The organism is Anabaena sp. PCC 7938 (genome assembly GCF_049315035.1).
Taxonomy (GTDB): Bacteria; Cyanobacteriota; Cyanobacteriia; order Cyanobacteriales; family Nostocaceae; genus Anabaena; species Anabaena cylindrica.
Genome location: NZ_CP186034.1, coordinates 4,533,652 through 4,552,500 on the forward strand (window position 1 = coordinate 4,533,652; position 18,849 = coordinate 4,552,500).

An 18,849-nucleotide genomic window follows, 5' to 3' on the forward strand; every position below is an offset into this window, starting at 1 on the left:
AGATTGGATCATCTTTTTTATGGAGTTCTCTTATGAATTCTAGAAAGACTGGTGATGACAGTAGAGTCAGAGACTCTTGATAGCATTTCTAGCCGGAGTCTAGGAACGAGATATAAGACAAGATCCCCCTAGCTGCTTTGTTTTCCAAACTAGGGGGACCACATAATTGGTAGTCTATAAATCTTTCGGTATAGTCACTAAAATAAATTTTATATCATTTGTTTGGCTTTGGCTAGTCTTAGCATTATAATTTGCAAAATTTTTATATCTTCTTCACAATTGCCCCAGATGGGAGGCCAAAGCCCTTTTTTCCTGTCAAGTGAGAGCATTTTGGCAATTGGCACTTATCTATCATGGAAACAACACTGATCAACTAAAATTAATTAAATGCTGACCCGAATTAAAGCCTTAGCCACCACCCTAGCACCCCGCTTAGTGGAGATTCGCCGCCATATTCACTCACACCCAGAACTCAGTGGACAAGAGTATCAAACTGCTGCTTTTGTGGCTGGGGTACTGTCTTCCAGTGGCTTACACGTAGAAGAGGGAGTGGGTAAAACTGGTGTGATTGGCGAATTACAAGGTGCTAATCAAGATGATCGGATTTTGGCAATTCGCACTGATATGGATGCTTTGCCAATCCAAGAACGCAGCGGGTTAGAATATTCTTCTCGTAAAGAAGGAGTGATGCACGCTTGTGGTCATGATGTTCATACTACGGTGGGATTAGGTACAGCAATGGTACTTTCCCAAATAGCAGATGAGTTGGGTGGTAAAATCAGGTTTTTATTTCAGCCAGCGGAGGAAATTGCCCAAGGTGCAAGCTGGATGGTAAAAGATGGGGTGATGGAGAATGTCTCTGCTATTTTGGGGGTTCATGTTTTTCCTTCTATCCCTGCTGGTTCTGTTGGTATCCGTTATGGGGCTTTGACAGCAGCAGCGGATGATTTAGAGATTATCATTATGGGTGAATCTGGACATGGTGCGCGTCCCCATGAAGCGATTGATGCTATTTGGATTGCTGCCCAAGTTATTACTACATTGCAACAAGCGATTAGCCGCACTCAAAATCCTTTACGTCCTGTTGTGTTGAGTATTGGACAGATTAATGGTGGTAGAGCGCCGAATGTGATTGCTGATAAAGTACAGTTATTAGGTACGGTGCGATCGCTCCACCCAGAAACCCGCGCCCAATTAGCACAATGGATTGAGAATATTGTCGCTAATGTTTGCAATTCCTACGGCGCTAAATACCAAGTTAATTATCGTCAGGGCGTACCCAGTGTACAAAACGATTATGCACTAACACAATTATTGCAATCATCAGCAGAAGAAGCTTGGAGTAGTGAACTAGTCCAAGTTTTACCAGAACCATCCCTTGGGGCTGAAGATTTTTCTGTTTATTTAGAACACGCCCCCGGTTCAATGTTTCGCTTGGGTGTAGGTTACAAAGATAGAATCATTAATCATCCCTTACATCATCCCCAATTTGAAGTTGATGAATCTGCCATTATTACCGGGGTGGTGACGTTGGCTTATGCCGCTTACAGATATTACCAACTAAAATAAATTTCTTTTTCTATAAGGGATATAACCGGCACTTCACAAATATTTGGTAGTAATTGAGTAGTAATCAGCCGTGATTGTAATACGCTTGGTATTACAATTTGGCCAAAAATATAGACATTTATCGTCAACAACAAAATATTAATTAATTTTATACGTTGACAAATTATTTAAAAATATGTGATGTTGTAGAGGTTGTATTATTATTTGGATCTAATATTAATCAAAACAATTTACCAGATAGCTGAGAATTTTTCATATCAACAAAAACTTACCCTAATATGCCACCAATAGAACCTATAGAATCTTCATCACCACAACCCACCAGTAATAATTGGTACTTATTAACTGTACGATCTAAAAAGCGGGAAGTATTTGTAAAATATCTAAAATTTGCGATTGATCAAAATAAACTAGAAGAATTAGTTTTAGATATTAAAATTCCCCAAGACTCAGTATATGAAGATATGGTTTTACTGAATCTAAGTAATTTCAAAACCGCCTCAACATATCTAAAAAAAGTTGAATGTTTTCAGAATATAGAGCGCAAGCCATTACAGTCAGAACAGGTTAATAGAATGTTAGGTCTTGGATGAATTAAATGAAAGATAAATAACTACAACTTTCATCCTTGAATTAATAAACAAACAGGGTTTATGTTTACTAAACCCTTGTAAATTAAATGGGGTTGCTATATAACAGTTCCCATTCAAATGAGGTACAAGCAGTAATAATTGAACGCAGATATTTTTGTACTTCATTATACTAGAAAATGCTACAGCAGTTTGCGTAGTTAGGAGGTACAAAATATAAATTAAAACCTATACATGAAGCCAGTTTTACTCCTGACTCCTGACTCCTGACTCCTGAAGTCTGCTGTATATTACTTAGCATATGATGTTTGTTGAGTCGAAAATAATAAAAAAGGCGATAAATGTAAAGACGCTCAATGGAACATCTCTACATTTATGGTTAATCAGCCGGACATCATATCACTAAGTCAGAATCTAAACATTTGCCTCTGTTTTAGTTTCTCCCATTTGCTCTTGAATCCTACCTTTTGCAGCTTTGAACTGAGTAGCTAATTCCTCGCTTTCTTGACTACTCATATTGTTCCGAATAGAAGCAAACATTGTGCTTTCTTCTTGTCGAATATGGTCGCCAATTTCATCCCATATTTTTTTAATTCTGTCTTTAAATTCAGGTGTAGAAGGGCTAATAGCTCTCAATTGCTCAAATACTGGACCCCAGCGAGCTTGTTCGTCATATAATTCTTGAGTATTGGCTTCACCGTAAAAAGGACGTACTCTGGGATAGACAATTTCCTCTTCAGCTGCTGCATGGGCGCAGAGATCTTTATAAATTTGTCCAAAATATTCTTGTATTTTTCGAGGATCATCGCTTTGTATTAATTCTGTAAACAAGATATTTACTTTATTGTGATCCATACGCAGAACATCTTGGATATTCATATCCTGTTTATCAGAAGATTGGGTAACAGCACTACCCACTGCACCACTAATAGCAGCGATCGCATCTTGCACACGCGACCAAATCCCCTGATCAGCATCTTGTCCAGTTAGTTCCCGCACACCCAATATTTCTAGAACTCCTTTCAATTGTTCTTGATGAGCGCGATTTTCAAAATTGATAGTATTTAAAGGGCCGATTGCTGCCATGACATCTGCACCAACTATCTGCGCAGCTTTATGAATTGTAAGCCCATTCATCACTTGTTGATGCTTCAACAACTCATGCTGAAATACTTTTTCAAAAAAACTTAATTCACTACCTTCCATTAATTTGCGAATTGATTGCACCATTTGTTGCACAGTTGAGTCCGCATCTTTTTGGATGCCATATTGAACCACAACAGTATCGAGAATACCTTGATTTTTGCGGTCATCATCAAGCATCCGGCGAATACTATCGGTTATTTCTCCATCCGAGCATTCTCTCAAAAAGAGTTCTTCATTATCAATACATAGCTGTTGCAGCAATTTCATATCTGCCAATTTTACTGCAATAGCATTCCGTTTGGTATCATCTAAAGTCATTACCATTTTAAATTCTCCTCGCCAAAGTAATCACATTTCTTACCAATTTCAGGTTGACATAATAACTAGAGAATTTGCATCTTTCTTTTGAGCTATTACCTGCTTAATGCTGGATATATAATTAGTAATAAATCCCCTGAATTCTTGTTAATTATTATTGCCTTCTATAGAAAGATATATAAAATACTAGTTCGTGTTCTATCTGGAGATAGATAAATTTCAATGACCAATTTACGAATTGACTCAATTGATGTGGATAATGGAAACTACAAAATCAAATTTGACTCTTTTGCTTAAGATGCCGGGATTAAGTGTATAAAAAAATGTTTAATTACTTAGAAGCGATTTCAGATTAGCATTTTGGAGATTAATGTTCTATACCACCAAAAAATGCCTTAGGATTTATGCATTAAACTGCAAAAATAAATAGTACATTTGTATAAATAAAGTCTAAACCTCAATTAACTTTATAATATGGTCATCTATCAATCCCAGAAAAAATCTAACAAAGAATACCGTCCCCGTAGAAATGACTGGCGGTTGTTTTTGCGTCTAGTACCTTATGCCCGCCGTAACGGGCGGTTATTAGCGCTATCAATGTTTTTACTCGTCCCTATTTCCATAGCTAACGCCATTCAACCACTACTAATTGGACAGGCAATATCCCTGATTCGGCAAGAACCAAGTACCTACGAATTTTTCAAAAATCGCTCGTTATGGGAAGGGTTAAGTATCCTCCAAGGATGCTTCCTCGCTACGATAGTTACGAGACTATCACTCACAGGTATTCAGGGCTATCTCGTACAGAAGCTAGGGCAAAAAATTACAGCTACAATTCGTGAAGATTTATTTAGTCACGTCACATCTCTTGCGGTGCGTTTTTTTGACCGTACACCCGTAGGTAAACTCATAACTAGACTCACCAGTGATGTCGAAAGTTTAGGAGATGTTTTTGCTACAGGGGCAATTGGCATTGTCTCCGATTTGTTTTCCATGGTGGTAATTGTCGGCTTAATGCTTTCTCTCCAATGGCAACTTGCTTGCTTGCTGTTATTAATTCTTTGCCCAATCACCTGGTTAATTATTTACTTTCAGCAGCAGTATCGCGATGCTAATTACAAAGTACGAGAAGAATTATCAAAACTCAACTCCCAGCTACAAGAAAACATTGTTGGTATTAATGTAGTGCAGTTGTTCCGCCGGGAAAAATTCAATGCGGAATTGTTTCGTGCTACAAACAACCGCTATGTTAAAGAAGTGGATGCCACCATTTGGTATGATTCTGCTGTGTCAGGAACATTGGAATGGGTGAGCTTGATTGCTATTGCGGGAGTATTGGGAATAGGTGGTTGGTTACTGTTAGAAAAAAATCTTACCTTTGGTATTTTAGCTACATTTATTTTGTATGCCCAGCAGTTATTTGATCCTCTGCGGAATTTTGCCGAAAAATTCACTGTTATTCAATCTGGGTTTACTGCCGTTGAAAGGGTAAACGATATTTTAGATGAACCAATAGAAATTAGAGATAATATTAATTCTAGATTCTCACTTTTAGACGCTCAATTTGGCTATATAGATGAGATCATTAGGGATTTAGAATCACAAAATTTTACTACCCCACCTGAACTTGGAGAAATTTGTTTTGAACACGTCTGGTTTGCTTATAAAGATGATGATTATGTAATTAAAGATTTAGATTTTACAATTCATCCAGGGGAAAAAATAGCTTTGGTGGGTCCGACAGGTGCAGGTAAAAGTTCTATTATTCGGCTTTTGTGTCGTCTCTACGAACCTACTCAAGGACGTATTCTGATTGATGGTGTGGATATCCGTGAGATACCACAAGCAGAACTGCGGCGTTATATGGCAGTAATTTTACAAGAAGCTTTTTTGTTTGCTGGTGATGTCAAAAGTAATATTACCTTAGGGGATAGCTACACCTTTGAGGAGATTGAGCAAGCAGCAAAAAAAACTAATGTTTCTGAGTTTATTGATCAATTGCCTCAAGGTTATGATACTCAATTACGAGAACGGGGAACAAATATTTCTAGTGGACAAAAACAACTTTTAGCATTTGCTCGTGCTGCTATTCGTAATCCCCAAATTTTGGTATTAGATGAAGCTACTGCTAGTTTAGATGTGGGAACAGAAGCTTTGGTTCAACAGGCGTTAAATCAGCTTTTAATCAAACGGACGGCGATTATTATTGCTCACCGCTTGTCAACTATTCGCAATGTAGACCGGATTTTTGTTTTGAAGCGTGGGGAACTAGTTGAGCAGGGAAGTCATGAACAATTGATAGAACAAGGAGGACTTTACGCCACTTTGCATAATTTGCAAATGTTGGGAACTTGAAGAATCCAGGAATCAGAATTAATGTGCTGACTCCGAACTCCTAACTCCTGAGTCCTAACTCCTGACTCCTGACTCCTGACTCCTAAGTGCTGACTCCTGACTCCGAACTCCTGCCATAACTGATTTTTAGCGCATGGTGACGAACTCTTCAGCGGAACTAGGATGTATGCCTACTGTGGCATCAAAGTTGGCTTTAGTTGCACCCATCTTGAGTGCGATCGCAATTCCTTGAATAATCTCTGCCGCATTTGTTCCCACCATGTGCGCTCCCAGCACCTTATCAGTCTTCTCATCAACCACCAGTTTCATCATCGTTTTTTCATCTTTACCAGCTAAGGTGTAGTACATGGGGCGGAAGCGACTGCGATAAATTTTTACCGCATCACCATACTTTTCCCTAGCTTCTGCTTCCGTCAAACCAACCGTAGCGGCTTCTGGATTTGTAAAGATGGCTGTTGGTACATTTTCATAACTCATGGTACGAGACTTGCCACCGAACATAGTATCAGCAAATGCTCGACCTTCATTGATCGCTACAGGAGTCAGGTTAATGGTGTTAGTACAATCTCCCACAGCATAGATATTTTCTTCATCTGTGCGACTGTATTTATCAACAACAACTGCACCATCATGCAGCTTAACTTTGGTATTTTCTAAACCTAAATTTTGCGTATTTGGTTTGCGTCCAAGTGCAGCTAAACTAACAACATCAACAACAACTGTCTCCTCAGAATCGCCATCTTTGCGAACTGTCACCTTGATTCCTTCAGCATCCTTTTCAATAGCAATCATGTCGATATTGCTGAGAATCTTAATCCCGTGATTAGTCATTCCTTGATGAATTTCATTCCGTAAATCGTCATCAAAACCACGCAAAAGATAATCACCGCGTATCACCTGAGTGACTTCGGTTCCCAATCCATTCATGATGCAAGCAAATTCTGTACCAATGTAACCACCCCCCAAAATCACCATTCTTTTGGGTTGTTCTTTGAGGTTAAAAATATCATCAGAAGTAATGGCGTGTTCAATTCCTAAAATGTTGGGCTTAATAGGATGACCACCAACAGCAATCAGCACTTTGTCTGCGGTCACTTGACGTTCGCCAACGACAATAGTGTGAGCATCAACAAACTGTCCATATCCCTGCAAAAGCTCAACTTTGGAGTTATCAAGCATTTTTTGATAAATGCCATTGAGGCGAGTTACCTCGTTATTGACCACCGTGATCATCTTTTCCCAATCGAGAGTACTCTGGACAGAACTCCAGCCGTATCCTTGGGCATCCTCAAACAAGCTAGGGAAATTAGAAGAATAAACCATGAGTTTTTTGGGGACACAGCCACGATTAACGCAGGTCCCGCCTAGTCGGTCAAACTCAGCAATTCCTACCTTGGCACCATATTCTGCTGCACGTCTGGCAGTGGCAATACCACCAGAACCCGCACCAATTACAAATAAGTCAAAATCGTAGCTCATGTGTCCCCTAAGTTTTATATTGCTATTAAGAACATGGTGGTATCATGCCCTTATTTTGATGAAATCACGTTTTCTCAAAGTTAGACAGCAATACCAGTCTAGGCACTTTTCAGGTAAGCCAGCATGGTATCAGCATCTGATACTTCAAAGGGGTCTGTAGGGCAGTTGTCATCGAAACCTGGCTCAACGAACATCTTTTCGATTTTGCCGTCATTCACCACCATTGAGTAGCGCCAAGAGCGCATTCCAAAGCCTAAATTGGCTTTATCAACCAACATCCCCATCTTACGGGTAAATTCACCATTACCATCGGGGAGCAGGAAGACGTTTTCTGCGTTCTGCTGCTTACCCCATTGGAACATAACAAAGGCATCATTTACAGATACACAGATGACACTATCAACTCCCAAGGCTTGGAAATCTTTATAGAGTTCTTCGTAACGGGGTAGGTGTGAGGTTGAACAGGTAGGGGTAAAAGCACCAGGCAATGAAAACACAACAACCCGCTTACCAGCAAATAACTCTTGAGTGGTGCGTTCTTGCCAGCGGAAAGGGTTGGGTCCACCAATAGATTCGTCACGGACACGGGTTTTAAAGACAACGTTAGGAACGGTTTCGATTACAGCCATATTGACCTCTTGGTGATGTGTGAATTTATGTTTTCCTGATATATCTCAGAATAATTCTTATTTAATAAATACTCAATAGTTATAAATACCTAAATATGATAAAAAGATCAATATGATACTAATTCCTTAATCTGGTAGACTATAATAAAAACAAAAAACTATTTAAATACGGCAACGATCATGCAGGAACAAGCAAACGCGATTGTTCAAACCTTAAAATCCAAGGGTTTGAGGGTGACTCCTCAGCGGTTTGCGGTCTATGCAAATCTGTTATGTCGCACAGATCACCCAACAGTTGAGCAAATACTGACTGATCTGAATAAAGATTTTCCTGTTTCTTCTCAAGCAACAATCTATAGTTCTCTCCAAGCACTTAGAGAAGTGGGACTAGTGAGGGAAGTGCTATTACAAGAGGGGGTTTCTCGCTACGATGCTAATGTTCTACCCCATCATCATTTTTGCTGTCATAAATGTGGTGCAATTGAAGATATTGCTTGGAATACATTCAACTTTATTGGGCTAAATAGTCTACGTCCTGGTTTGCGCGGGGAAACTTATGAAGTCACGGTTCAGGGTTTATGCGATGCCTGCGGCGATTAAATGTAAGACTGATTTAGTATCCGAAATCGTGAAGACAAAACTGGTTTTTTCTCATTTAATCAATGACAGATCAAGCTTTTTGATCACGTAAACTAGATTTTTGGAATTAATGAATCGGTGTTTCTACATAGAAGTGAAAAAAATTTTAGAGTAGAGAATACCTACCCGTGTAACGTCTCAACAAGGGTTCGGAATAACGTATGTTTAACGTGAGTTTGATGTATAGTATATGTGACGCAAATCACTAGTTTTTTGATATTTCAATCACAAAAAAATTTGATATTTATCACACTAAATATATTATGTCAATCACCCGAATAAATCACATTTAAGGAGATATTAAATTAATAGAGTTCACAGTCCAAACCCATGTTTCACATCCAAATCCTTCCTGGTGCTGTTTCGGAAATTATTGCTTCTTCTGCTGACACAGGGGTTTTGACTCTAGCTGACCGCTATGGGCTAATGGCAGCTATTTTAGACGAATCCAAGGATAAAGAAGAAGAAGAAGCACTCAACAGACTTTTGCGCCGTGTGGTTAAAGGTCGTATTCAGGTGTTAGACCGAATTTCTTAACACTAAGCGTATTGATTTATTTATATAGTTATTATTTCTGAAGAACTGTTAAATATAAAACTGACAAAATATTCATAAAGCTATATTGATTGTAAAGACAGCATGACAGATTAACTCAAGACTAAAATCAAAAACATACTTTATACATCACCATTCAGAGATAATACATAATGTCTATTACAGAATTTGAGAGAGTGACTGTTTTGCCAATGGATGAGTATAATCAGAAGCTGGTAGCCAATGTTCATCCAGGAAATTGGGTTAATCCCCAACCTGTTGATTGTTATGATTTAGTGGTAATTGGTGCCGGTACAGCAGGATTAGTGGTAGCTGCGGGTGCTGCGGGTTTAGATTTGGGTTTGAAAGTTGCATTAATTGAAAAGAATCTCATGGGTGGAGATTGTTTAAATGTCGGTTGTATCCCATCTAAGTGTCTCATTAGGTCTTCGCGTGTAGTTGGTGAAATTTGGAAAGCTAAGGATTTAGGTATTAATATTTCCCAACATATTGAGGTAGATTTTTCTACGGTTATGGCTAGATTACGCCGCATTAGAGCAGGTATTAGTCATCATGATTCAGCAACAAGATTTCAAAATTTAGGGGTTGATGTTTTTTTGGGAAATGGTAAGTTTGCAAGCAAGAATACTGTAGAAGTTGGTGGCAAAATTCTCAAGTTTAAAAAAGCTGTGATTGCTACTGGTGCAAGAGCAGTAAAACCTGCAATTATTGGCATTGAAGAGGCAGGTTATTTAACTAATGAAACGGTTTTTTCTCTAATTCAAAAACCAAATAAGTTAGCGGTAATTGGTGGGGGGCCAATTGGTTGCGAATTGGCACAGACTTTTCAACGTCTGGGTTGTGAGGTGACATTATTTCATAATGGTTCTCATATTCTCAATAAAGAAGATAAAGAAGCTGCGGAAATTTTACAAAAGGTTTTGATTGCTGAAGGTATTCGTTTGGTGCTGAATTCTAAGTTAGAAGAGGTGGTGACTGTTACGGAAGGAAAGCGACTTTATTTTTCTGCTCATGGCCATCGAGATTCTGTGACTGTTAATGAAATTTTAGTGGGTGCGGGACGTGCGCCAAATGTGGAAGGTTTAAATTTAGAAACGGTGGGGGTGGAGTACGATAAAACTTTGGGTGTGAAGGTGAATGATTATCTACAAACGACTAACCCCAAGATTTATGCTGCTGGGGATATCTGCATGAATTGGAAGTTTACCCATGCAGCTGATGCTGCGGCGCGAATTGTGATTAAGAATACGCTATTTTCGCCTTTTGGTTGGGGACGTTCTCAGTTAAGTAGTTTGGTGATGCCTTGGGTAACATACACAGATCCAGAAATTGCTCATGTGGGGATGTATGCGGACGAGGCTGAGAAGCTGGGTATTGAGATCACGACAATTAAAATTCCTTTTAGTAGTGTAGATCGAGCGATCGCAGATAGTGAAGAATCTGGTTTTCTGAAAATCCACCACAGAAAGGGATCTGACGAAATTATCGGTGCAACAATTGTTGCTAATCATGCAGGTGAAATGATTTCGGAAATTACTACAGCCATTGTCAATAAAATCGGTCTGAGCAAACTCAGTAGTGTAATTCATCCTTACCCAACTCAAGCAGAAGCAATTAAAAAAGCAGCAGATGCTTATCGCCGCACACTACTCACACCAAGAACTAAAAAAATATTGGAGTATTTAACAAAATTGTCTTGAGACTGGGATATTTGATTCATTTTCCCCATCTTATTTTAAAGTTCTGATGCCGTATCAGGAGCAATAATTTCTCCTGTACCCATTGTTAGAATCATATCCTGATCGGTAATCAGTTCATTAAGTTCTTTAACTTTTAAATTCATTGTTTCACAAGCTTGGCGAAGTTCTTGGGAAAACTTTTTGATATCATCGCCATAACCACATTGATAAGTAGCTGTTTCAATTCCTAACTTGGCATTCGCTCTAGCACAATCTACTAGTTCTGTGCCATATAATTTTGTTGGGGAACCCATAGACATAATTATTTGATGGTATACTTTATTGCACAAACATACTATCAGTCATTCAATATTGATTCATCCCTCTAATGGAGGAATAAGTACAGATTTTGCATTCATTCAGATTGAGTATAAGGAGATAGAGGAAAATATCGAATTTTCCCATCTCCTTGAGCCTGAAAAATTAACCGTTGACTATTTCACCACCATTAGGATGTAATACTTGACCAGACATATAAGAAGAGTCGTCAGAAGCTAAAAATACAAAACTTGGTGCTACTTCTTCCGGCTGTCCGGCTCTCTCCATTGGTACTTGTGCGCCAAAATTTTCTACTTTCTCTTCTGGGAAAGTTGAGGGAATTAACGGTGTCCAAATTGGTCCTGGTGCTACAGCATTGACACGAATTCCTTTGGATACTAAGTTTTGTGAAAGGGAACGAGTAAAGGCAACAATTGCACCTTTAGTAGATGAATAATCTAATAATTGAGCACTGCCTTTATAAGCCGTTACTGATGTTGTATTAATGATAGAGCTTCCTTGGCGTAAGTGCTTCATAGCTGCTTTAGTCAGAAAGAACATCGAGAAAATATTAGTTCTAAAAGTGCGTTCTAATTGTTCTTGACTAATATCTTCAATGCTATTTTGAGGGTGTTGTTCAGCAGCATTATTAACAAGAATATCGAGTTTACCAAACTCATCTACTGTTTGCTCTATAGCCTGTTGACAAAAATCTTCATGGGTAATATCACCTGTAATAGTTACTGCTTTTCGTCCATGTTTTTCAACTAAATTTTTAGTTTCTGTCGCATCTCCATGTTCTTGCAGATAAACTATCGCTACATCAGCACCTTCTTTAGCAAATGCAATAGCTACAGCACGACCTATACCACTATCTCCACCAGTAATTAAGGCGATTTTATCCTTTAATTTACCACTACCCCGATACTCAGCATTGTCTGCTTTGGGTTTTGGTTCCATTTTTGATTCTACACCTGGTGCTTCTTGTGTTTGTGGCGGTTGCATGGTTTTTTGTTTTGGCATAATGATTACTCCAAATTTAATTATTTAAAACCCAATTACCAATTACTAAGAATAAACCTTGGATCGAAATATCAACCCAAGGCTTACTTTTTAGCTCCCACTAGTTCTTTGATTACAAGTTCAGACTTTTTTCTTGAATATTAGCCCAATGCACTAAAAAATGACAATGGGCGGCTTTTCAATATTACTCCCCACCTCTGCACACCTTAATCCAACCACTGAAAACAAGTATACAACTCTCTGTAGATAAAGGATTTATCCTTACTATCTGCCCTTAATTTAAATGTTATTTAGTGAAATTTTATCGCTCCATAGAAATAAATGAAATATCAATTTTGTCAACCTTGAGACGTAGGAATTATGAATTGAAATATATAGACATTGAATGATCAATTAGCTAAATTTGAACAGAGAAATGAAGATATAAGCCGGAGATGAAAAGCATAATTTTGATTACAATTGAAGTATATTGCACTCTCAACGATCATCATTCAACTTTAAGCCCTTTACAAAAATATACATACTAAATTAGCGTCTCAACTATTCCTTGAGATATACCTGAGATAATGAGGTAAAAAATAGCATCTAGTCAGGATATGGGTTATGGTGACAATAAGTATCTCTGAGTTAGAACAGGTTGATCAGTTTCGCAATTTACAATTAACTTTACGCCATCGCTGGAAAACTAGTGAGTTATTTGACAACAGCGAGGCGGATATTTTAATTATCCCCTCTTTGAGCATCGACCAACAGGAAATGCAAAAGATTGAAGGGTGCGAACATTATGAAGAAAGATTACTGTTTTCTTTGATGCGCTTGCGAAATCCCCGGACTAGATTGATTTATGTGACATCAATGCCACTACATCCCAGCATTATTGATTACTATTTACAACTACTACCAGGAATACCTTTTTCCCATGCCCGTCATCGCTTATTACTACTTGCGACCTATGATTCTTCCCTGAGACCTCTCAGCCAAAAGATTTTAGAACGTCCTCGTTTGATAGAAAAAATTCGTCAAGCTTTGCGATTAGACAAAGCTTTTATGGCTTGTTACAATTCCACATTTTGGGAAGCAGAATTATCACTGAAATTAAATGTACCTCTGTATGCTGCTGCACCAGATTTACAGATTTGGGGGACAAAAAGTGGTAGTAGGCAAATTTTTACTGAAAGTGGTGTACCTCTTGCAGATGGTAGCGAACTGGTGAAAAATACCGCAGATTTAGCGGTAGCAGCGGCTAATTTATGGGAGCGTCAACCGACCTTAAAACGGATGGTTGTGAAACTTAATGAAGGAATTTCGGGAGAAGGAAATGCACTTTTTGATCTCCGTCCATTGGTGGATATTGCACCTGGGCAAGGTTCTCATAGTGAAAGAGTCGCAGCAATTAGCGATCGCTTCTCAACTATGCGCTTCCAAGCCATACAGGAAACCTGGGCGAATTTTTCCCAACGCATCCCAGAGTTAGGCGCGATCGTAGAATCATACATCGAAGGAGAAATCAAGCGTTCTCCCAGCGTCCAAGGACGAATTACACCTAATGGAGAAGTAGAAATCCTTTCCACCCATGACCAAATTCTGGGAGGACCAGACGGACAGATTTATCTAGGTTGTAGCTTTCCTGCTGATGAAAAGTATAGATTACAACTACAGCAATTAGGCTTAAAAGTAGGTAAAAAACTAGCAGAAAAAGGCACATTAGAAAGATTTGGTGTTGATTTTGTCACCGTAGACCAAGGTAATGGCCAATGGGATATTCAATCAATTGAAATCAACCTCCGCAAAGGTGGCACTACTCACCCTTTCATGACCTTAAAGTTATTAACCAATGGACGCTATGACCTATCCACAGGATTATTTTACAGCCAACAAGGAAGACCTAAATATTACATCGCTACAGACAATTTACAAAAAGACCGTTATAAAGGATTATTACCAAACGATTTAATGGATATCATCGCTCACCATAGATTACATTTTGATAGTGGAACTGAGACAGGTACAGTATTTCATCTCATGGGTTGTCTTTCCCAGTTTGGTAAATTAGGATTAACTAGTATTGGTGATTCTCCCCAACAAGCGGAAGATATTTATAACAAAGTTGTCAAAGTTCTTGATCAAGAAACCAATGGTAAACACAATCATACCCTATCTGCTGATTATGATTTTACCATGATTGAAGATGGATACAATTACTGATACATTCAACTAAATTACACACCAATTTAAACCAATCAAAATATAAAATTATGCCCAAAGATAATTCTCAAACAACCCCAGCTAGTATTAGACTTTTTGAACACAAGGGAGAAACTTCACGCTTCATTGATGCAGAATTAAATGAAAAAGGCGACTTGCTCATTTTTGGGCAAGATATAGGTAAAGCCCCCCTGGAAACCTGGGGTGATACAGACTATGAATTTTGGGTAACTGTAGTAAAAAAGGATAAAGATAAAGTTCTACTAGCATTAATAAAAAAATTATATAGCGGTAATCCCTCAGCCGTTGATGAGTTTCGTAATTTTTGTAAGTCAGAGGAAATTCAATTTACATTTGAAACATGGACTTAAAATAATTCATAATTGAAAAAAGGAATTATCAAATTAGAGTAGGTTTATCATTCATTTTCTGGGATATTTTTTGTTTGTTTATATGTACCCACAGTCAATCCTGATTCCAGATTTGCAGATGAATACTTATTTAAAGCAATACGCTGTGCAGTGTAAATTCCCGAATGACCAGAAAATAGATAGCTGACAACACAAGCAATAGCAATAAATACCCCAGATTCTAAACCAAATAACTCAATTCCCATCAATATTGATGCCAAAGGTGTATTCGCTGCACCTGCAAACACAGCTACAAATCCCATTCCTGCTAATAGCGGTGCAGGTAATGATAAAAACAATGATAAAGCATTGCCTAAAGTAGCACCAATAAAAAACAACGGAGTTACTTCCCCACCTTTAAAACCTGCCCCTAAAGTGAGTGCCGTCATACCTAATTTAGCAGCAAAATCCCAGGGAGGTAACTGAGTTTGAAAAGCATCAACAATAGTCGGAATACCCAACCCAATATATTTAGTAGTCCCACTTAAACCAACAATTGCAGCAACCATAGCACCACCAATGAAAGTACGGAATGGTGGATAGGATATTTTAGCTTTAAATAAATAATTAATTTTGTGCGTTACTTGCGAAAAAACTCTCGCTACAATTCCAAAAATTGCACCTGCAATAATAGCAGAGATAAACATCCAAATTGTCATTGTGGGGATAATGGCAGCGTGTCTGTATGCTGTATGATGTAACCCAAATAATAAGGTTATCTGATTCCCAACAATTGCTGCAATTAAAGATGGAAAAAGGGCATCGTAATGAATTTTGCCAATTGCTAAAATCTCCAAACCAAAGACTGTTCCCGCTAAGGGAGTCCCAAAAACTGAAGCGAAGCCACCGCCGATACCAGCCATTAACAAAATTCGCCGACTCACTCCTTTAAAATGCAATATTTTAGTTAATTGATCTGCTAGAGACGCACTCATTTGTAATGCTGTACCTTCACGTCCGGCTGAACCACCAAATAAATGTGTCAGGTCTGTTCCTAGTAGCACAAGGGGAGCCATACGGAAAGGAATAATATTTTTAGGGTTATGAATTTCTTCGAGTAAAAGGTTATTTCCGGCTTCTACATTTCTTCCAAAGCAATGATAAATCCAAGCACTGAAAAATCCCCCAATTGGTAAAAAAGCGATAATCCACTGATGAGATTGCCGCCAATTAGTCGCCCATTCTAATGATACTAAAAGAGCCGCAGAAACAGCACCGGCTAAAATACCAATTACAAAAGAAATTGGCAACCATTTAATTAAATGTCTAGAAGCAATAAATATTTCAAATTGAAGCAGGTATTTCATTTATTTAAAAGAGGTATTTTTATAATTTGAATAGACTATCCCTCTTCTGTCACTCTCCGGATTAAAGAAATAAGCCAAATTAACCAGAAGAATAAAAGGGTTGGAATTCATTACATCAATTAAATTTTTGAATCCAAGCAATAAATCAGAATTTAGGAAAATTTCTAACCAGGGATAAATCAACCAAAATACGAAGGGTAGGTTGGATAACTAAACGTAAATTATTCCGCAGCTATCTTAATTTTAGTTTTATATTCATTTGATTCTTTTAGTGTCCTTTTGAGTTTAAACACTTTACTTCTTTAAATATGTCTTTATACTCGCTACAATATTCATCTATCACTCTCGTTGTTGATTGTACGTCTCTCGCCAAATGTCTTAGGATTTGTGGTTCCACATCCATCGTCACACCTCACGTGTAGCGTTTTTATCTTTTCACTCCTTCATTATTAATACTCGGAGAGTGACAGAAGAAGGATAAACTCAAGTAATTTGCTCGTATGAACCCTAAAAACTTTTGTTCACCTGGGTAGGGGAAAAAATCCATTGCTACCAACAAAGTTAACATTTCACTATCTGTAAAATCTTGGTAATAGACCTAATAATATAGACCTAATAATAACGATAGCCTTTGTGCTGATACCAGTCGCCTACTAATACAAAAAACGTTGTCAACAGGCTCGAACCGTCTATCGTATTTATGGAGATACCTCAGGCTTTGGTGTTGTTACCTTTCTCTTGCGGTTTCCCCTCCTTTTTTGCTACTTCAACTCATCATCAAGCGTATTATACAATTAGGCTGTATAACAGCTTAGACCTTGCCACTATCCACATCCGGATCAATAAAATAGTTTAGATTTAGTAGTGGGATAAATTCATAGCTAGTTTACATATTGCTGTTATTGCCACTCGGTGGACGAGGAAGCGCTACACAGCTATCTTCATTATTATCTTTGATAAAGAGATACCCGCACATAGTCAAACGATGAAACCCTTTATCCATAGGGCTATCAGCCATATCGAGCCTGTTCATAGAACCAACGCGAAAAAAAGTTTTCAAAACCCCTTGACAGAAAAGAGGAAGAATTGGTATGTTTATTAGGTGAGGGCAAAAGCCCAATGCGCTGAACCGAGAAAAGATAATAATACTTTGAAAGAATAAAGACGACCATTCCTCGTCAAAAAAATCAACTGAACAATCCTGGAAAGAGAAATAGAGGATTGAAGAGGTTAAAGAATTAGAGCTTAAGAAGAACGAACCAAAATGGAGAGTTTGATCCTGGCTCAGGATGAACGCTGGCGGTATGCTTAACACATGCAAGTCGAACGGAATCCTTAGGGATTTAGTGGCGGACGGGTGAGTAACGCGTGAGAATCTGGCTTCAGGTCGGGGACAACAGTTGGAAACGACTGCTAATACCGGATATGCCGAGAGGTGAAAGATTAATTGCCTGGAGATGAGCTCGCGTCTGATTAGCTAGTTGGTGGGGTAAGAGCCTACCAAGGCGACGATCAGTAGCTGGTCTGAGAGGATGATCAGCCACACTGGGACTGAGACACGGCCCAGACTCCTACGGGAGGCAGCAGTGGGGAATTTTCCGCAATGGGCGAAAGCCTGACGGAGCAATACCGCGTGAGGGAGGAAGGCTCTTGGGTCGTAAACCTCTTTTCTCAGGGAAGAAAAAAATGACGGTACCTGAGGAATAAGCATCGGCTAACTCCGTGCCAGCAGCCGCGGTAATACGGAGGATGCAAGCGTTATCCGGAATGATTGGGCGTAAAGCGTCCGCAGGTGGCCATGTAAGTCTGCTGTTAAAGAGTCATGCTTAACATGATAAAAGCAGTGGAAACTACAGAGCTAGAGTACGTTCGGGGCAGAGGGAATTCCTGGTGTAGCGGTGAAATGCGTAGATATCAGGAAGAACACCGGTGGCGAAAGCGCTCTGCTAGGCCGTAACTGACACTGAGGGACGAAAGCTAGGGGAGCGAATGGGATTAGATACCCCAGTAGTCCTAGCCGTAAACGATGGATACTAGGCGTGGCTTGTATCGACCCGAGCCGTGCCGTAGCTAACGCGTTAAGTATCCCGCCTGGGGAGTACGCACGCAAGTGTGAAACTCAAAGGAATTGACGGGGCCCGCACAAGCGGTGGAGTATGTGGTTTAATTCGATGCAACGCGAAGAACCTTACCAAGGCTTGACATGTCGCGGATCTTTCTGAAAGGAGAGAGTGCCTTCGGGAGCGCGAACACAGGTGGTGCATGGCTGTCGTCAGCTCGTGTCGTGAGATGTTGGGTTAAGTCCCGCAACGAGCGCAACCCTCGTTTTTAGTTGCCAGCATTAAGTTGGGCACTCTAGAGAGACTGCCGGTGACAAACCGGAGGAAGGTGAGGATGACGTCAAGTCAGCATGCCCCTTACGTCTTGGGCTACACACGTACTACAATGCTACGGACAAAGGGCAGCTACACAGCGATGTGATGCTAATCTCATAAACCGTAGCTCAGTTCAGATCGCAGGCTGCAACTCGCCTGCGTGAAGGAGGAATCGCTAGTAATTGCAGGTCAGCATACTGCAGTGAATTCGTTCCCGGGCGCTTGTACACACCGCCCGTCACACCATGGAAG

The 18,849-nt window shown here is 39.3% G+C and carries 14 protein-coding genes, 1 rRNA gene and 1 pseudogene (1 of these 16 only partly in view); 9 read left to right on the top strand and 7 right to left on the bottom strand.

All coding sequences use genetic code 11. From position 1 onward, the window contains the following. Nucleotides 1–387: 387 nt before the first annotated feature. Nucleotides 388–1,569: a M20 family metallopeptidase gene (locus tag ACOWPH_RS20595; protein WP_015217252.1), complete on the top strand. Its 1,182-nt coding sequence runs from the start codon at nucleotides 388–390 to the stop codon at nucleotides 1,567–1,569. A 278-nt stretch (nucleotides 1,570–1,847) separates the two neighbouring features. Further along, on the top strand, nucleotides 1,848–2,162 hold the full coding sequence (locus ACOWPH_RS20600) for a chromosome segregation ATPase (RefSeq protein WP_015217253.1): 315 nt from the start codon (nucleotides 1,848–1,850) through the stop codon (nucleotides 2,160–2,162). A gap of 411 nt (nucleotides 2,163–2,573) precedes the next feature. Here the strand turns inward: ACOWPH_RS20600 and ACOWPH_RS20605 are convergent, their stop codons facing one another. Further along, complete coding sequence (locus ACOWPH_RS20605; RefSeq protein WP_015217254.1) at nucleotides 2,574–3,629, bottom strand: hemerythrin domain-containing protein; 1,056 nt, start codon at nucleotides 3,627–3,629, stop codon at nucleotides 2,574–2,576. Nucleotides 3,630–4,097: 468 nt separating this feature from the next. Here ACOWPH_RS20605 and ACOWPH_RS20610 point away from each other — a divergent pair, with 468 nt between their 5' ends. Then, the gene (locus ACOWPH_RS20610; RefSeq protein ID WP_015217255.1) at nucleotides 4,098–5,978 is read left to right on the top strand and encodes an ABC transporter ATP-binding protein; all 1,881 of its coding nucleotides are present in this window, start codon (nucleotides 4,098–4,100) and stop codon (nucleotides 5,976–5,978) included. Nucleotides 5,979–6,104: 126 nt separating this feature from the next. Here ACOWPH_RS20610 and gor read toward each other — a convergent pair whose 3' ends face one another. Both gor and ACOWPH_RS20620 read right to left on the bottom strand, forming a co-directional pair. Continuing rightward, nucleotides 6,105–7,457, bottom strand: coding sequence for a glutathione-disulfide reductase (gene gor / locus ACOWPH_RS20615; RefSeq protein WP_015217256.1), 1,353 nt, complete (start codon nucleotides 7,455–7,457; stop codon nucleotides 6,105–6,107). A 98-nt stretch (nucleotides 7,458–7,555) separates the two neighbouring features. Then, complete coding sequence (locus ACOWPH_RS20620) at nucleotides 7,556–8,086, bottom strand: peroxiredoxin (protein WP_015217257.1); 531 nt, start codon at nucleotides 8,084–8,086, stop codon at nucleotides 7,556–7,558. Nucleotides 8,087–8,266: 180 nt separating this feature from the next. Here ACOWPH_RS20620 and ACOWPH_RS20625 point away from each other — a divergent pair, with 180 nt between their 5' ends. The 3 genes from ACOWPH_RS20625 (at nucleotide 8,267) to ACOWPH_RS20635 (ending at nucleotide 10,980) form a co-directional block, all read left to right on the top strand. Continuing rightward, nucleotides 8,267–8,686 carry a Fur family transcriptional regulator gene (locus tag ACOWPH_RS20625; protein WP_015217258.1) on the top strand — a complete coding sequence of 140 codons (420 nt, stop codon included), beginning with the start codon at nucleotides 8,267–8,269 and terminating at the stop codon, nucleotides 8,684–8,686. Nucleotides 8,687–9,055: 369 nt separating this feature from the next. Next, on the top strand, nucleotides 9,056–9,262 hold the full coding sequence (locus ACOWPH_RS20630; RefSeq protein WP_015217259.1) for a hypothetical protein: 207 nt from the start codon (nucleotides 9,056–9,058) through the stop codon (nucleotides 9,260–9,262). A 170-nt stretch (nucleotides 9,263–9,432) separates the two neighbouring features. Beyond that, nucleotides 9,433–10,980, top strand: a complete 1,548-nt coding sequence (locus tag ACOWPH_RS20635; protein WP_015217260.1) for a mercuric reductase — start codon at nucleotides 9,433–9,435, stop codon at nucleotides 10,978–10,980. A gap of 35 nt (nucleotides 10,981–11,015) precedes the next feature. Here the strand turns inward: ACOWPH_RS20635 and ACOWPH_RS20640 are convergent, their stop codons facing one another. Both ACOWPH_RS20640 and ACOWPH_RS20645 read right to left on the bottom strand, forming a co-directional pair. Next, nucleotides 11,016–11,273, bottom strand: a complete 258-nt coding sequence (locus ACOWPH_RS20640; protein ID WP_042465473.1) for a hypothetical protein — start codon at nucleotides 11,271–11,273, stop codon at nucleotides 11,016–11,018. 169 nt (nucleotides 11,274–11,442) lie between these two features. Continuing rightward, entirely contained in the window at nucleotides 11,443–12,300 is an 858-nt protein-coding gene (locus ACOWPH_RS20645; protein WP_015217262.1) for an SDR family oxidoreductase, read from the bottom strand. 603 nt (nucleotides 12,301–12,903) lie between these two features. On the opposite strand from ACOWPH_RS20645, the gene ACOWPH_RS20650 reads away from it, so the two are divergent. Beyond that, on the top strand, nucleotides 12,904–14,505 hold the full coding sequence (locus ACOWPH_RS20650; protein WP_015217263.1) for a peptide ligase PGM1-related protein: 1,602 nt from the start codon (nucleotides 12,904–12,906) through the stop codon (nucleotides 14,503–14,505). 50 nt (nucleotides 14,506–14,555) lie between these two features. Beyond that, the gene (locus tag ACOWPH_RS20655; RefSeq protein ID WP_015217264.1) at nucleotides 14,556–14,876 is read left to right on the top strand and encodes a hypothetical protein; all 321 of its coding nucleotides are present in this window, start codon (nucleotides 14,556–14,558) and stop codon (nucleotides 14,874–14,876) included. A 47-nt stretch (nucleotides 14,877–14,923) separates the two neighbouring features. Here the strand turns inward: ACOWPH_RS20655 and ACOWPH_RS20660 are convergent, their stop codons facing one another. Continuing rightward, nucleotides 14,924–16,222, bottom strand: coding sequence for a voltage-gated chloride channel family protein (locus tag ACOWPH_RS20660; RefSeq protein WP_015217265.1), 1,299 nt, complete (start codon nucleotides 16,220–16,222; stop codon nucleotides 14,924–14,926). A gap of 478 nt (nucleotides 16,223–16,700) precedes the next feature. After that, nucleotides 16,701–16,924: pseudogene (locus tag ACOWPH_RS20665) on the bottom strand (IS982 family transposase); the annotation flags it as partial. A 559-nt stretch (nucleotides 16,925–17,483) separates the two neighbouring features. Here ACOWPH_RS20665 and ACOWPH_RS20670 point away from each other — a divergent pair. Next, nucleotides 17,484–18,849 (top strand): 16S ribosomal RNA (locus ACOWPH_RS20670); it runs 122 nt beyond the window's last position.

Bases quoted from the DNA above. Each gene is read 5' to 3' on its own strand.
- ACOWPH_RS20600 (WP_015217253.1), top strand. From the start codon at position 1,848: ATGCCACCAATAGAACCTATAGAATCTTCATCACCACAACCCACCAGT.
- ACOWPH_RS20660 (WP_015217265.1), bottom strand. From the start codon at position 16,222: ATGAAATACCTGCTTCAATTTGAAATATTTATTGCTTCTAGACATTTA.
- ACOWPH_RS20640 (WP_042465473.1), bottom strand. From the start codon at position 11,273: ATGGGTTCCCCAACAAAATTATATGGCACAGAACTAGTAGATTGTGCT.
- ACOWPH_RS20625 (WP_015217258.1), top strand. From the start codon at position 8,267: ATGCAGGAACAAGCAAACGCGATTGTTCAAACCTTAAAATCCAAGGGT.
- ACOWPH_RS20595 (WP_015217252.1), top strand. From the start codon at position 388: ATGCTGACCCGAATTAAAGCCTTAGCCACCACCCTAGCACCCCGCTTA.
- gor (WP_015217256.1), bottom strand. From the start codon at position 7,457: ATGAGCTACGATTTTGACTTATTTGTAATTGGTGCGGGTTCTGGTGGT.
- ACOWPH_RS20620 (WP_015217257.1), bottom strand. From the start codon at position 8,086: ATGGCTGTAATCGAAACCGTTCCTAACGTTGTCTTTAAAACCCGTGTC.
- ACOWPH_RS20605 (WP_015217254.1), bottom strand. From the start codon at position 3,629: ATGGTAATGACTTTAGATGATACCAAACGGAATGCTATTGCAGTAAAA.
- ACOWPH_RS20610 (WP_015217255.1), top strand. From the start codon at position 4,098: ATGGTCATCTATCAATCCCAGAAAAAATCTAACAAAGAATACCGTCCC.
- ACOWPH_RS20655 (WP_015217264.1), top strand. From the start codon at position 14,556: ATGCCCAAAGATAATTCTCAAACAACCCCAGCTAGTATTAGACTTTTT.
- ACOWPH_RS20650 (WP_015217263.1), top strand. From the start codon at position 12,904: ATGGTGACAATAAGTATCTCTGAGTTAGAACAGGTTGATCAGTTTCGC.
- ACOWPH_RS20645 (WP_015217262.1), bottom strand. From the start codon at position 12,300: ATGCCAAAACAAAAAACCATGCAACCGCCACAAACACAAGAAGCACCA.
- ACOWPH_RS20635 (WP_015217260.1), top strand. From the start codon at position 9,433: ATGTCTATTACAGAATTTGAGAGAGTGACTGTTTTGCCAATGGATGAG.
- ACOWPH_RS20630 (WP_015217259.1), top strand. From the start codon at position 9,056: ATGTTTCACATCCAAATCCTTCCTGGTGCTGTTTCGGAAATTATTGCT.